The following is a 15,648-nucleotide window of genomic DNA, read 5'->3' on the forward strand; positions in this document are numbered from 1 at the left end:
AAATAGTTTTTAAAGATTAAGTTTTAGATACAGAATCAATAATGGTAAAGTTCATTACTACTCTCCCTACAGTTGTCAAAATAAATCTACTTATTAAATTATTCTGAGAGTCAAATCTGTCTCTTCTTAAATTCCAAATTTCTACTCTTGAGCCATCTTCTAGATCTTGAGTTTTCTGGGGCTTATTCATTTCATCTTCATCTTCAACTTCTCCATTAAATCTAACCCATACCCATTCATGTAAACTAAGTCTTTTATCTTCAAAAGCAAAAATGACATCTTCCAGTGAAGCAAAAGTATTCTTATTATCACCAAAATGCGGTTTTTTATAATTCGGTTGCAAAGCCGTCAAATAATATGATCCCAAAACCATATCTTGTGATGGAGTGACAATTGGTTCCCCAGTAGCAGGAGAAAGAATATTGTTACTAGCCAACATGAGCATACGCGCTTCAGTTTGTGCCTCTAAAGCTAAGGGAACATGAACTGCCATTTGATCTCCATCAAAGTCAGCATTAAATGCCGGGCATACTAGAGGATGAAGCTGTATTGCTCTACCTCCAACCAATTTTGGCTCGAAAGCTTGAATTCCTAATCTATGAAGTGTAGGTGCTCTATTCAAAAGAATTGGGTGACCATCAATAACTTCCTGAAGCACCTGCATAACTTCATCATCAGCCTTTTGTATTAATTTTTTTGCAGCTTTAATATTATTAACTATATTTTGACGAATTAATCTATGGATCACAAATGGTTGGAAGAGCTCAATCGCCATTTCCTTTGGAAGACCACACTGATGCATTTTTAATTTGGGCCCCACAACAATTACAGATCTTCCTGAGTAGTCGACACGCTTACCAAGAAGATTCTGTCTAAATCTTCCTTGTTTTCCTTCAATAATGTCACTAAGGGACTTTAAAGCTCTATTGTTTGCGCCAACAACAGTCCTTCCCCTCCTTCCATTATCTATGAGGGCGTCAACTGCCTCCTGAAGCATTCTTTTTTCATTTCTAACGATAATTTCAGGAGCCAAAATTTCTTGAAGTCTTGCTAGTCTATTATTTCTATTAATAACTCTTCTATAAAGATCATTTAAATCAGAAGTCGCGAATCTCCCGCCATCAAGCTGCACCATTGGTCTAAGATCAGGAGGTATAACAGGAATCGCATCTAAAACCATCCATTCTGGTTTTGCATTTGTTGCAATAAAGTTATCAATAACCCTAATCCTTTTTATTAGTTTTGCTCTTTTTTGTCCCTTACTATGTGTAATTTCTTCTCTGAGCTCCTCAGCAACCTGATCCAGATCAAGATCTTCAAGTAATTGCTTCAAGGCCTCAGCTCCAATACCAACAAAAGGTTCATTTTCAATTGTTGAATCTTCTGCATAGATTTCATCTTCTATTTCAAGCCATTCATCTTCAGTAAGTAATTGCTTGTATTTAAGTTCTTTATGATCTCCTGGGTCTAAGACAACATAACAATTAAAATAAACTATTTGTTCTACATCTCTTAGTGGAATATCTAAAAGAATTGCCACGTAACTGGGAATTCCTTTCAAATACCAAACGTGGGAAACAGGCGCAGCTAGTTTGATATAGCCCATCCTATGTCTTCTAACTCTACTCTCAGTTACCTCAACCCCACATCTTTCACAAACTATACCTCGATGTCTAACTCTTTTATACTTACCGCAATGACATTCCCAATCTTTAGAAGGCCCAAAAATCTTTTCACAAAACAAACCATCCATTTCGGGTTTTAATGTTCTGTAGTTGATAGTTTCAGGCTTAGTCACTTCACCCACCACTTGTCCATTTGGTAATGTTCTTTGTCCCCAATCCATTATTCTTTGAGGAGATGCTATTGAAATTTTGACGTAATCAAAGTGATTTTCAGTTCGTAAATTGCTGTTTGTCATTTTTGGAAAATTTTAATTAGAAGTTTTTAAATTGATTTTTAATCTTCCTCATATTCAGAGGTTCCGAGTGATTCATATGTAGGTCTTGATGGAGTATTTCTTCTCGGATTGACATCTTGCATTAAATCTACCTCTTTTCCTTCATCTGTATAAACCCCAATATCTAGACCTAGAGATTGCAATTCTCTCATAAGAACTTTGAAAGACTCAGGGGTTCCAGGCCTTGGGATTGGTTTACCTTTAACAATTGCATTTAAAGCTTCATTTCTTCCTTGCATATCATCAGATTTAACTGTTAATAATTCTTGGAGAGTATAGGCCGCGCCATATGCTTCAAGAGCCCATACTTCCATTTCTCCAAGCCTTTGTCCACCTTGTTGAGCTTTACCACCAAGGGGTTGTTGAGTGACCAAAGAGTAAGGGCCAGTGGATCTGGCATGAATTTTGTCATCCACCAAATGAACCAATTTAAGAAAGTGAGAGTATCCTACAGCTACTGGCTGATCGAAAGGTTCGCCTGTCCTCCCATCTTTAAGTAAAAGCTTCCCTGGATCTTCAGGATTGTAAACCCATGCTTTACCAGGTTGTTTTGAAGCCTCTTCGAGAAATGCTTGAACGGTTTGATGTGATTTTTCAGCACCATACATTTCATCAAATGGTACAACCTTAACTCTACAATTTAAGTTTGATGCTGCCCATCCCATCAATAATTCAAAAACTTGCCCCACGTTCATTCTACTTGGAACTCCTAGTGGATTGAGAACTATGTCCACGGGGGTTCCATCAGGTAAGTATGGCATATCTTCTCTTGGTAAAATTCTGCTAATAATTCCTTTATTACCATGTCTTCCAGCCATTTTATCGCCTACCTGGATTTTTCTTCTTTGGGCCACATAAACTCTGACAACCATATTTGCACCTGGAGGCAACTCATCACCTTGTTCTCTAGTGTATATTCGAACATCTAAAACTCTTCCCTTTTCAGTCTTAGGAACCCTCAAAGAGTTGTCTCTAACATCTCGAGCCTTTTCACCAAAAATAGCTCTTAAAAGTTTTTCTTCAGGCGGTTGATCAGATTCCCCTTTAGGAGTAACTTTTCCCACGAGAATATCTCCACTCTCCACAAAAGCACCAATTCTGATAATTCCCATTTCATCAAGATTATTAAGGCTTTCTTCAGAAATATTAGGAATCTCTCTTGTAATCTCTTCAGGTCCTAACTTTGTTTGTCTTGCCTCAATTTCATATTTTTCAATATGTACCGATGTATATAAATCATCAGTCACCATTCTCTCGCTTACGAGAATTGCATCTTCGTAGTTGTAACCTTCCCACGGCATATATGCAATCAAAACGTTCTGACCAAGAGCTATTTCACCACCTTCACAGGCAGATCCATCTGCTAAAACCTGACCAGAAATTACTTGATCTCCAATTTTTACTATAGGTCTTTGATTAAGGCAGGTATCTTGATTAGATCTTTGATATTTTTGAAGATAATGAAAATGTTCATTGCCATCATTATCTTTTACAACAATCTCATTTGCATCTACATAAGACACAGTTCCATTAACTTTTGTTATGGGCACCATCCCCGAATCTCTTGCAACTTGAGATTCTAAACCTGTACCAACTAAAGGACGCTCTGGCCTGAGCAATGGAACAGCCTGACGCTGCATATTCGATCCCATCAGAGCTCTGTTTGCATCATCATGCTCCAGAAAAGGAATAAGTGAAGTCGCAACTGAAATTACTTGAACCGGAGATAGTTGGACATAATCAACTTGATGAGGAGGTACTTTTTCAAAATCTTGTCTATACCTTACTGGGATTAGATTTGCGAGTATATTTCCATCCTTGTCAGTTGCAACATCACCTGGAGCCACTCTACACTCATCTTCTAAATCAGCCGAAAGATAAACAGGGTTACCCTCTTTATTAACTTTTCCGTTTTTAACTTCCCAAAAAGGTGTTTCAATAAAACCATATTCATTTACCCTTGCGTGGGTCGCTAATGAGTTTATAAGACCTGCGTTAGGTCCTTCAGGAGTCTCAATAGGACATAATCTTCCATAATGTGAGGGATGAATATCTCTTACTGCAAACCCTGCTCTTTCTCGTGTTAAACCACCAGGACCTAAAGCTGAGATTCTTCTCTTATGTGTTAATTCAGCGAGAGGATTAGTTTGGTCCATAAATTGACTTAATTGACTCGATCCAAAAAACTCCTTAATAGCAGCTACCAAAGGTTTAGGATTAACTAACTGAGCAGGAGTAAGAGAATCAGTTTCTCCAACAGTCATTCTTTCTTTAATTATTCTCTCTAAACGGTTAAGTCCAACTCTTACTTGATTTTGAAGGAGTTCTCCTACTGATCTAACCCTTCGATTGCCAAGATGATCAATATCATCCAAACTTGCACCACCGATGTCCAATTCCAGGTTAATAAGATAGTCTATTGTAGAAAGAACATCTTCATGAGTAAGTGTTCTTACATCATCTGGAACAGTAAGTCTCAATTTTTTATTTATTTTATATCTGCCAACTCGACCTAGATCATACCTTTTAGGATCAAAAAATCTACTATGTAATAGCTGTTGACCACCAGAAACAGATGGAGGCTCACCAGGACGCAGCTTTTTATATAGCTCAAGCAATGCCTGATCTTCTGAATTTATACCTTCGTCATTAGCTGATTGAATTGAATTCTGATAAAACTCAGGATGCCTAAGTTTGTCAACCACATCATTATCAGAAAGACCCATTGCTCTCATGAGAACATGAGCATTAATTTTTCTAGTTTTATCAACTCTTACATAAAGTAAATTATTTTTGTCCGTCTCGAATTTTAACCATGCTCCTCTATTAGGAATTACGCTGGCATTGTAAGTTCTTCGGCCATTTTTATCTTGTTCATCTTTGAAATATACTCCTGGACTCCGCACAATTTGATTAACAATCACTCTTTCAGCACCGTTAATTATGAAAGTTCCTCTTTCTGTCATTAAAGGTAATTCACCAATAAATACCTCTTGTTCTTTGATTTCTCCTGTCTCTTTGTTTATTAGTCTGCACGTTACATACATTTGAGAAGCAAATGTTGCATCTCTTCTTTTTGCTTCTTCAACATCATGCCTTGGTCTTTTTAACCTGTACTCTTCACCAATAAAATGTAATTCTAATTTACCTGTGTAATCAGATATGGGGGAAAAGTTTTGTAATTCTTCTATTAATCCCTTTTCCAAAAACCATTTAAAGCTTGCTCTTTGTACTTCAACTAAATCTGGTAGGTAAGTAGCTGTTTTTGCTACCTGTAAAGCGCTACTGCTCATCCAAGAAAACCTTCGATTATGTGAGATTTACTATTTACTTTAAATCTACTCAATATCTAGTTGGTTAACTTTTCTTTTAATTTGAGATCAACAATAAAATCTTGATTTCAAAAAAAAAATCAATTTATTAAAAACTAAAAAATTGAGCTTAATGGTTGTAAAACCATTAACTTAGAAAGTTAAAACTAAAAATTAAGAAAAATTTCCAGTAATTCCTAATACTATCAGTTTTAGTGTCAACTTAACAAGTCAAACTTAAACAAATCTTTAGCATTCTTTGATGACTCTTTAGCAATTGTATTTAATTCAGTAGATCTTAAATTTGCTATAAAATTAGCAACATTTTCAACATATGCAGGTTCATTTCTTTTACCCCTGTGTGGCACAGGAGCTAAAAAGGGTGAGTCAGTCTCAATAAGATATTTATTATTAGGAACTATTTTGGCGCATTCATGAATTTCATGAGCTTTTGGGAAAGTTACTATTCCACTAAAACTGATGTAAAAACCTAGATCCAAAAATTGCTTCATTTCTTTTGGGGTTCCAGTCCAACAATGAAGTACACCTCTAGGGCATTTTCCTTTTTTAGAAAGGTCATTACATATCTCGATCATTTCAACTGCAGCATCTCTACAATGAATAATTACGGGCAATTCAAGTTCATAAGCTAGCTCCATTTGCGGAAGGAGAGCATCAATTTGCTGAGTTTTATTTTCCCTTTTAAAAAAATCTAAGCCTAATTCTCCAATAGCTACAACCCTGCTATCTTCTTGAGCTGATTTTCTTAAAAGGGATTTAGAACTTAAGTTCCATTTTTTTGCTTCTAGCGGATGCAAACCCACTGAGTAATAAATTTCACTAAATTCATGGGATATCTTTTTTAACTTGGGAATTTCTGTTAGTTCACAACAAGCATGAACTAATTTTCTTACACCTCTTGAACGCAATCTTTGAACAACATCTTCAATATCTTTCTCAAAATTTTCAAATATCAAATGACAGTGTGAATCTATGAGTTCAATTTCGCTCATAATTTTGATTCGCCCTTTACTTTGTGGTTAAGGTAGTTTTTACAAAGTTGTTGATTTTTGATTTTTTATTAGCACCGTTGTTCTTGTGTAGGATATTTTTTTTCACAGATTTATCAATTAAGCTAAACACTTTGTTAAGACTAGTTTTAACTAAATTTTCATTCTCTTTGTTGGGTTCTTTTTTATATGTTTCGCAATTTTCTATGGTTTTTTTTGTCAAAGTTTTGACTGTAGATTTGTATGATTTGTTAATTAATCGATTTCTTTCGGCAATTTGTATTCTCTTTTTTGCTGATTTGTTATTGGCCACAGAGGATTTGTTTCATAGAAGTCTTTATAATAACAAATAAATAGACTATAAATCAATCATATATAATTTAGTAAAAGGGATTTACTAGGCATCTAGCCTTTCATTTTGAAAAATCAACATATGAAGATCATAAATAATAAAAAAGAAGCTATTGAAGAATTACAAAGAATTTCTAGTAGAACTAATTCTGAAAGTAATTACAAGATCAATGAGATTGTTGAAGAAATTCTTCGAGAGGTAAAAAATTATGGAGATATAGCAGTAGAAAAATATACAAATAAATTTGATGGTTTCAATCCTGTCCCTATGCAAGTTAGTGCCGATCAAATAAAGAATGCGTGGGATGAAATTGATAACAATTTAAAGCACGCACTTGAAGTAGCCCATAACAGAATTAAAAAATTCCATGAAAAAGAAATTCCCCTATCTTTCACTATAAAAGGTAAACTTGGCGATCAAGTCCAAAGGAGATGGAGGCCAGTTAAAAATGCAGGTATTTATATCCCTGGAGGTAGAGCTGCTTATCCCAGTACTGTACTAATGAATGCAATACCTGCAACAGTAGCAGGTGTTGAAGAAATCATAATGGTATCTCCTGGAAATAAAGAGGGGGAAATAAACAAAACTGTTTTAGCTGCAGCTCACTTATCAGGGATTAATAAAGTATTCAGAATTGGAGGAGCTCAAGCAATTGGTGCTTTAGCATATGGCACAAATCAAATTAATAAAGTTGATGTTATCTCAGGTCCAGGGAATATCTATGTAACTACTGCGAAAAAACTAATTTATGGCTCTACAGGAATTGATTCTTTAGCTGGTCCAAGTGAAATATTAATCATTGCAGATGAAACAGCTCAAAGCACTCACATAGCATCTGATCTATTAGCGCAAGCAGAACATGATCCATTAGCTTCATCAATACTTCTAACTACATCAAAGAACCAAGCAAAAGAAGTTTTAGAGGAACTTTATAAAAAAATAGAAAATCATCCAAGAAAAGAAATTTGCATGCAATCAATAAAAAATTGGGGGTTAATTGTGATTTGCGAGAATTATGAATCTTGTATTGAACTAAGCAATAACTTTGCTCCAGAGCATTTAGAAATTTTAGCTTCAGACTCAAAAAAAATTCTTAAAGGTATTGAGAATGCAGGCGCAATTTTTTTAGGGAAATGGACACCTGAAGCAGTTGGTGATTACCTTGCTGGGCCAAATCATACTTTACCTACTTCAGGGAATTCTAGATTTAGCGGTTCTTTAGGAGTCGAAACTTTTATGAAAAATACTTCAATTATAGAATTTAATGAAGAAAGTTTAAGAGTTAATTGTTCTGATATCATTAATCTCGCTAAAAGTGAGGGCTTACATAGTCACGCTAACTCAGTAAAAATAAGATTTGAAGATTAGCCAACTTTAGAAGGAGAGTAAACAACTGGAATATTGTTTTCAATTTTACCAACCAATACTTTGTCTGTAAGATCAACGAATAATCCGTTTTCTAATACTCCTGGAATATTGTTGATAATCATTTCAATTTCTTTTGGATTCTTAATACCATCATTAAACAATACATCTAGAATTAAGTTACCTTGATCAGTAACAACTGGGCCAGCTTTTCTAGTCGCCATTCTTAAAGATGAACTTCCATTCATATCTGAAATCACTTCATGAACTTGCTTCCAAGCATTTGGAAGTACTTCTACAGGTAAAGGGAAAGATTTATTTAAGTTTTGAACCAATTTAGTATCATCAACAACAATCAACAATTTATTAGCTTTAGATGCTACTAACTTTTCTCTAACATGGCATGCTCCCCCGCCTTTTATTAATTGGAATCCAGGATCAACTTCATCTGCTCCATCAATAGCCAAATCTATTTGTGTAACAGAAGCTAAATCGATAAGCGGGATATCCAGTTCAAGCGCTAAAACTTCTGATTGAAAGGAAGTCGCAACACCTCTTATATTTTGAAGTTTTCCTAAGCGTATTTCATTTGCAAGGCTTTTTATCATAAGTGCTGCCGTAGAACCAGATCCTAATCCTAGAATCATTCCACTCTTTACTTCACTAATTGCTGCATCAGCAACTACTTGTTTCATCTGAGTTTGTTTATCCAAAATCTTTTTCTATAGTTATAAATTATTAAATTTCAATAGATGATTTATGTCAAACCTGGAAGAGGTTCTGGTTTAATATTTACCTGTATCTCTTTATTATCTCTAAGAACATTTAAAAGGAATACTTTACCTATCTTTGCTTTTTCTACCTCTTCAAGTAAAGTTTTAGGTTCTTCAATAGATATATTTTCGGCTGCTATTACTAAATCACCTCTTCTTAAACCAGCTTTTTCGGCGGGGCTGTTAGGTATAACTGATTGTATTAGAGCTCCATTTCTTTCTGGTAATTGAACTAATGAATTGGGGTCTTGGTTATGTTCTTTAGCAATTCTGGGATTTAAAGAAATCAATTGGACACCTAAATATGGATGAATTACCTCCCCATTTTTAAGAAGCTGATCAGAAACACTCTTAGCTAGATTTATAGGAATTGCAAAGCCTAGACCGGCTCCGGGGCCACTCCTTACCAATGTATTGATTCCAATTACCTCACCATTAGAATTTATGAGTGGCCCTCCAGAATTTCCTGGATTTATTGCAGCATCGGTTTGAATAAGATCAAGCCTTTTATCTGAAAATCCTAGACTATTAATATCCCTATGAAGACTACTTACAATACCTAAGGTAACTGTTTTCTCTAAACCATAGGGTGTACCTAAAGCTATTGCCCAATCACCGACTTCAAGATCTTCAGAATTTCCCAGTGGGGCAAAACCAGAATATGAAGACCCCTGAATTTGTACTAAAGCTAAATCAGTTACTGCATCTGTTCCCAAAACTTGACCATCACAAATGGATCCATCTGCCAAAGTGACTGAAACATTATCAACTTTTTCCACCACATGAGCGTTTGTAAGAACTAAACCATTCTCATTAATGATGACTCCAGAACCTTGTCCTCTCTCTCTATCAGGAATAATACCGGGATCTCCAAGTAAGTCTCTCAATAAGGGATCTAATAAAGTGGGATCAAATTGTTGCCTCTCTACCAATCGCTCAGTATCAATTTTTACAACTGCAGGCCCAACATTTTTCACTGCAGATGATACAAAATTGTGACTTTCATAAGAAGTCATTGCAAAAACTTCAGCCCTTTGAGAGAAATTAATTAAGCAAGAACTAATAATAATGAATTTTAGGATTAAATTGATAAACTTAATCTTGACCGATTTCATCTATTTAGATTTAAAAATTTTTTAGTAAATCTAATTGAATTAATACATTATTGTTGTTTTTTTTGTTTACATCCATAAATACAAATTTTTGAATTTTAAAATAAATAAAATTTATATGTGAGAATAATTTTAAGAAATATATTTAACTAAATTGGACAAAGAAAAAAAAATTGAACTCGAAATTTTATTAAAGAAAGTTGCCAATGCCTTTGATTTTGATATCTGCAGTTTAGAAATAAAAACTAACCACAATCCAATTGTCATTGAAATTATTATAAAAAAAACTAATGGTGATGACATTTCATTAGATGATTGTGTGATGCTAAATGTCCCAGCTTCTAATGAAATAGAAAATTCAAATCTTATAAATTGTTCATATGTGTTAGAAATTAGTAGTCAAGGGGTCAGTGATGAATTAACCTCAGAGAGAGACTTCAAAACTTTTAAGGGTTTTCCAGTTAATGTTGAGTTAAACCAAAAGAAATCAAAAATAAAATTTCTGAATGGTTTACTTTATGAAAAGTCTAAAGATTATTTAGCCATTAACATAAAAGGTAAGATAAAAAAGATCCCTTTTGAAGAAGTTCTACGAGTTAGTCTTTGTAAATTAAAAGATTAATTATTTTCAACCATTATTCAATTTCCCATCATAGATGGCATTAGTTATTCTCCCAGGTTTAAACAATCTTATTGAAGATATTAGTGAGGAAAAAAAATTACCTCCTAATGTCGTAGAAATAGCCTTGCGCGAAGCTTTATTAAAAGGTTACGAAAAATATAGAAGAACTTTTTACATTGGAGTTAACGAAGATCCATTTGATGAAGAATACTTTAGTAATTTTGATGTAGGATTAGATCTTGATGAAGAGGGTTATAGAATCTTATCGAGTAAAATAATTGTTGAAGAAGTTGAGAGTGAAGATCATCAAATATCCCTTGGAGAAGTTCAACAAGTTGCTGATGATGCTCAAATAGGAGACACAGTTGTTTTAGACGTCACTCCAGAAAAGGAGGATTTTGGGCGAATGGCTGCCTCAACAACAAAGCAAGTTTTAGCTCAAAAATTGCGAGATCAACAACGAAAAATGATTCAAGAAGAATTTGCAGATTTGGAGGATCCTGTTTTAACTGCAAGAGTTATAAGATTTGAAAGGCAATCAGTGATTATGGGTGTTAGTTCAGGTATTGGAAGACCAGAAGTAGAGGCCGAACTTCCCAAAAGAGATCAATTACCGAATGATAACTACAGAGCAAATGCAACATTCAAAGTATTTTTGAAAGAAGTCAGCGAAATAGCTAGAAAAGGGCCACAACTTTTTGTAAGTCGAGCAAATGCAGGTTTAGTGGTTTATTTATTTGAAAATGAGGTTCCAGAAATTCAGGAAGGTACAGTAAAAATTGTTGCTGTATCAAGAGAAGCAAACCCTCCTTCAAGAGCTGTTGGTCCTAGAACAAAAGTAGCTGTTGATAGTGTTGAAAAAGAAGTTGACCCCGTAGGAGCCTGTATTGGAGCAAGAGGGGCAAGAATTCAGCAAGTAGTTAATGAATTGAGGGGAGAAAAAATTGATGTAATTAAATGGTCATCTGACCCAATACAATATATTTTAAACTCTTTAAGTCCTGCAAAAGTTGATCTAGTAAGACTAGTTGACCCAGAAGGGCAGCACGCCCACGTATTAGTTCCTCCTGATCAATTGAGTCTAGCGATTGGTAGAGAAGGTCAAAATGTAAGACTTGCCGCAAGATTAACTGGCTGGAAGATTGATGTTAAAAACTCACATGAATATGATCAGGAAGCGGAAGATTCTGCAGTCTCGGAATTAATCATTCAAAGAGAAGAGGAAGAGAATCTTCAGAGAGAAGCGGAGCTGAAATTAGAAGCAGAACAAGCTGAACGTGCGGCAGAAGATGCGAGGCTAAGAGAGCTTTATCCCCTTCCTGAAGATGATCATGAATATGAAGGAGAAGATAACGAAGGAGAAACTTTTTCAGATAATGTTCAATTAGAGAATGATCTAAATAGTGAAATATCGGCCAAAGAGGAGAGAAAACGGTGATCCAACACACTCCTGTTATGCGTGTATGCATTGCATGTAGAAAAACATTTGACAGGAAAAATCTTTTAAAGATTACTAAAGATCATCAGCAAGGCATAATTTTTCAAAAGGGAATGGGGCGATCAGCTTACATTTGCAAGTCAAAAAAATGTTCCTCAGATTCTAAAATTAAAAAAAAGCTTCAGAAAGCTTTAAAAACTTCTTTAGAAACTGAATTTATTGATATTTTTGAAAAAGAGATTGCAAGCTACAATGACAATCCCAATAAGGGAATATAATAGAACTAAACCCTCTTTAATTTTAAAAGAGTAAAATCAGATTAAATGACTATCAGCGATAAAATCAGAATCTACGAACTTTCCAGAGACTTAAATCTGGAAAATAAAGATATTCTGGATGCCGCTCAAAAACTTGCAATTTCTGTGAAAAGTCATAGCAGTTCTATTAGTGCACAGGATGCAAAAAAAATTAAAAATTTAATTAATAGTAAGAGTTCAGATAAAAAAATACTTTCTATTAATAAACCCGCCAACAAAAAAGATAATTACCCGCAAAACAAAGAAAAAGAATCCACTCTTATCTCTTCTGCAAAAGTAAAACCTTTCAAAGATAGTTCAAACAAAAAGCAGTTATTGACAAAACCTTTAAATAAAATTGAAAATCAAAAAACAACTTCAAACCAATCTAAAGATTACAATAAACCAACTATTATTAGCAGTTCGCCATCTCAAGCAAACTTTAAAAATCAAAATAACAAGTCTCAAGCATCACAAAATTTTAACCTAGATAAAAAAACTTTCCGAAATAATACAACCTCATCTATCAAAAGTCCTGCGAAACCTCCTATTCAACTTATTGCGAAGCCTAAAAATATAAATAATAATTCTAAAACTAACGAATCTTCTAAGAACATCTATAACTCAGGGGACAAAAGATATTTATCAAACAAACCTGATCAAATTGCGAACAAACCTAAAACAAAAAATTTCAGTACTAAAATAACTCCCCCTGAGCTCGTAGGTGCTCCCATTAGAAGGGACGATCCCAATAAAAATCAAAATATAAAACATGCAAACAATAATAAGAAAAATATTACATTCAAACAAGCTGCTCCCAACAGACCTGGCATGCCTAATAGACAAGGTGCTTCCAACAGACCTGGCATGTCCAATAGACCAGGTGCTCCCAATAGACCTGGCATGCCCAATAGAACGGGTGCTTCCAACAGACCTGGCATGTCCAATAGACCAGGTGCTTCCAATAGACCTGGCATGTCCAATAGACCAGGTGCTTCCAATAGACCTGGCATGTCCAATAGACCGGGTGGAAATTTCAAACAAGAAGATTTTAATAGGCAAGGTTCTAAGTTCAATACTCAAAAGTCCTCTGGGATTAGGAAGCCTGTATCACCTAATGAACTTTTGCAACTTCAAAAAACTAATAAATCTGGTAAAGAAAACCTAAGTTCACAGAATAAAGAAAAACCAAATATTGAGACACCTAAGCAAAAAGTAAAAGCTCCTAATATTCGTCCTAATGCTGCCCCAAGTTCCAAAAAACCACCTCACAGAACATTTTCAAATCCTTCAAAAAAACCAGGCAAAACAGATTGGGATGACAGTGCAAAATTAGAAGCATTAAGAAGTAAGAATCCCCAGAAACAAAGACAAAAAGTTCATATTATTGGTGAGAATGATGATTCATTAACCTCTGAAACCAGTGGATACTCAGGTGAGAAAATTTCAATATTATCAGCCAGTTTGGCACGTCCAAAGAAAGAAAAGTCTGATGAACCTAAATCCCAAAAATCTATAAAATCACCTAAAAAAAAGAGAAAAGAAACCACACGGCAAAGGCAAAAAAGAAGAGCTATGGAATTAAAAGCTGCTAAAGAGGCTAAACAAGTTAGACCTGAAATGATAATAGTTCCCGAAGATAATTTAACAGTACAAGAATTAGCTGATAAGTTAAGTCTTGAAAGTTCTGAAATAATCAAATCCCTTTTTTTTAAAGGAATAACGGCAACAGTAACGCAATCACTTGACTTATCAACTATCGAAACAGTAGCTGAAGAATTTGGAGTACCAGTTTTGCAGGATGATATTCAAGAAGCTGCTGAGAAAACAGTTGATATGATTGAATCCGATGACATTGATAATCTAATAAAAAGGCCACCTGTAATTACAGTCATGGGTCATGTAGATCATGGCAAAACAAGTCTTTTAGATTCCATCAGAGAATCAAGAGTAGCTTCTGGAGAGGCGGGAGGTATAACTCAACACATAGGAGCTTATCAAGTTGAATTTGAACATGAATCTAAAAAGAAAAAATTAACTTTTCTTGACACTCCTGGTCATGAAGCCTTTACAGCAATGAGAGCAAGGGGAACTAAAGTTACTGATGTAGCTGTTCTTGTAGTGGCTGCAGATGATGGTTGCAGACCTCAAACACTTGAAGCCATTAGTCATGCAAGAGCTGCAAAAGTACCAATTGTTGTTGCTATTAATAAAATTGATAAAGAAGGGGCATCTCCAGACAGAGTTAAACAAGAATTATCAGAAAAAGATTTAATTGCTGAAGATTGGGGAGGAGATACTGTGATGGTCCCAGTAAGTGCGATCAAAAAACAAAATATTGATAAGTTGCTCGAAATGATTTTATTAGTTTCAGAAGTTGAAGATCTACAAGCTAACCCAGACAGATCTGCAAAAGGAACTGTGATTGAAGCCCACCTAGATAAAGCTAAAGGTCCTGTAGCAACTCTGTTAGTACAAAATGGCACCTTAAAATCTGGGGATATTTTGGCTGCCGGTTCAGTTCTTGGAAAAATTAGAGCAATGGTTGATGAGCATGGAAATAGAATTAAAGAAGCAGGACCATCTTTTCCAGTTGAAGCGCTAGGATTCAGTGAAGTACCAACAGCAGGCGACGAATTTGAAGTTTACTCTGATGAGAAAACTGCTAGAGCTGTCGTCGGAGATAGAGCTATAGATGCTAGGGCTACAAAATTAGCTCAGCAAATGGCTTCAAGAAGAGTTAGCTTATCATCATTATCAACTCAAGCAAATGACGGAGAATTAAAAGAGTTAAACTTAATCCTTAAGGCTGACGTTCAAGGTAGTGTTGAAGCAATATTAGGTTCGTTAGAGCAATTACCCAAAAATGAAGTGCAGGTTAGAGTTCTACTCTCTGCTCCCGGAGAAATAACTGAGACTGATATAGATCTTGCAGCTGCTTCAGGATCAGTAATCATTGGGTTTAACACTTCATTGGCATCCGGAGCAAAAAGAGCAGCTGATGCTAACGATGTTGATATAAGAGAATATGAAGTAATCTATAAACTCTTAGAAGATATTCAGTTGGCGATGGAAGGGTTACTTGAACCTGATCTTGTCGAGGAATCATTGGGTAAAGCAGAAGTTCGAGCAACTTTTTCAGTTGGTAAAGGCGCTATCGCAGGCTGTTATATACAATCTGGAAAACTGCAAAGGAATTGCTCTCTAAGAGTATTTAGATCAGATAAAGTGATTTTTGAGGGTAATTTAGACTCCCTTAAAAGGTCTAAAGATGATGTGAAAGAAGTTAATTCTGGATTTGAATGCGGTGTTGGCTGCGATAAATTCTCTTCGTGGATAGAAGGAGACATAATTGAAGCATTTAAATTTGTTACTAAAAAGAGAAAATTAACTCAATAATTTAATTTTT

Annotated in this window: 11 protein-coding genes; 5 read left to right on the forward strand and 6 right to left on the reverse strand. The window is 35.0% G+C overall.

The features are described from left to right. Positions 1-16: 16 nt before the first annotated feature. The 4 genes from HA151_RS08070 to rpsT form a co-directional block, all read right to left on the reverse strand. Entirely contained in the window at positions 17-1,921 is a 1,905-nt protein-coding gene (locus HA151_RS08070) for a DNA-directed RNA polymerase subunit gamma (protein WP_209106945.1), read from the reverse strand. 38 nt (positions 1,922-1,959) lie between these two features. After that, positions 1,960-5,253, reverse strand: a complete 3,294-nt coding sequence (gene rpoB, locus HA151_RS08075) for a DNA-directed RNA polymerase subunit beta (protein ID WP_209106946.1) — start codon at positions 5,251-5,253, stop codon at positions 1,960-1,962. 236 nt (positions 5,254-5,489) lie between these two features. Continuing rightward, positions 5,490-6,284 (reverse strand): TatD family hydrolase, encoded by a 795-nt coding sequence (locus HA151_RS08080; RefSeq protein ID WP_209106947.1) that lies wholly within the window; start codon positions 6,282-6,284, stop codon positions 5,490-5,492. A gap of 16 nt (positions 6,285-6,300) precedes the next feature. Then, positions 6,301-6,594: a 30S ribosomal protein S20 gene (gene rpsT, locus HA151_RS08085; RefSeq protein ID WP_209106948.1), complete on the reverse strand. Its 294-nt coding sequence runs from the start codon at positions 6,592-6,594 to the stop codon at positions 6,301-6,303. A 120-nt stretch (positions 6,595-6,714) separates the two neighbouring features. Between rpsT and hisD the strand changes: the two genes are divergently transcribed. Continuing rightward, the gene (hisD, locus tag HA151_RS08090) at positions 6,715-8,001 is read left to right on the forward strand and encodes a histidinol dehydrogenase (RefSeq protein ID WP_209106949.1); all 1,287 of its coding nucleotides are present in this window, start codon (positions 6,715-6,717) and stop codon (positions 7,999-8,001) included. Here hisD and rpiA read toward each other — a convergent pair. Together rpiA and HA151_RS08100 are read right to left on the reverse strand one after the other, a co-directional pair. Next, the gene (rpiA, locus tag HA151_RS08095; RefSeq protein ID WP_348535626.1) at positions 7,998-8,711 is read right to left on the reverse strand and encodes a ribose-5-phosphate isomerase RpiA; all 714 of its coding nucleotides are present in this window, start codon (positions 8,709-8,711) and stop codon (positions 7,998-8,000) included. The genes hisD and rpiA overlap by 4 nt on opposite strands. 44 nt (positions 8,712-8,755) lie before the next feature. Next, positions 8,756-9,886, reverse strand: coding sequence for a trypsin-like peptidase domain-containing protein (locus tag HA151_RS08100; protein ID WP_209106950.1), 1,131 nt, complete (start codon positions 9,884-9,886; stop codon positions 8,756-8,758). A 151-nt stretch (positions 9,887-10,037) separates the two neighbouring features. On the opposite strand from HA151_RS08100, the gene rimP reads away from it, so the two are divergent. The 4 genes from rimP to infB are packed head-to-tail and all read left to right on the forward strand — an operon-like array spanning position 10,038 to position 15,638. Beyond that, a complete protein-coding gene (gene rimP, locus HA151_RS08105; RefSeq protein WP_209106951.1) occupies positions 10,038-10,505 on the forward strand; it encodes a ribosome maturation factor RimP in 468 nt (155 codons plus the stop codon). A gap of 34 nt (positions 10,506-10,539) precedes the next feature. After that, complete coding sequence (gene nusA, locus HA151_RS08110; protein ID WP_209106952.1) at positions 10,540-11,943, forward strand: transcription termination factor NusA; 1,404 nt, start codon at positions 10,540-10,542, stop codon at positions 11,941-11,943. Between the two features lie 17 nt (positions 11,944-11,960). Then, positions 11,961-12,221 (forward strand): YlxR family protein, encoded by a 261-nt coding sequence (locus HA151_RS08115; RefSeq protein WP_245151632.1) that lies wholly within the window; start codon positions 11,961-11,963, stop codon positions 12,219-12,221. A 45-nt stretch (positions 12,222-12,266) separates the two neighbouring features. Next, positions 12,267-15,638 (forward strand): translation initiation factor IF-2, encoded by a 3,372-nt coding sequence (gene infB / locus HA151_RS08120; protein ID WP_209106954.1) that lies wholly within the window; start codon positions 12,267-12,269, stop codon positions 15,636-15,638. The last annotated feature ends 10 nt before the right edge of the window (positions 15,639-15,648 follow it).

It is taken from the genome of Prochlorococcus marinus XMU1419, from assembly GCF_017695955.1.
GTDB lineage: Bacteria > Cyanobacteriota > Cyanobacteriia > PCC-6307 > Cyanobiaceae > Prochlorococcus_A > Prochlorococcus_A marinus_AD.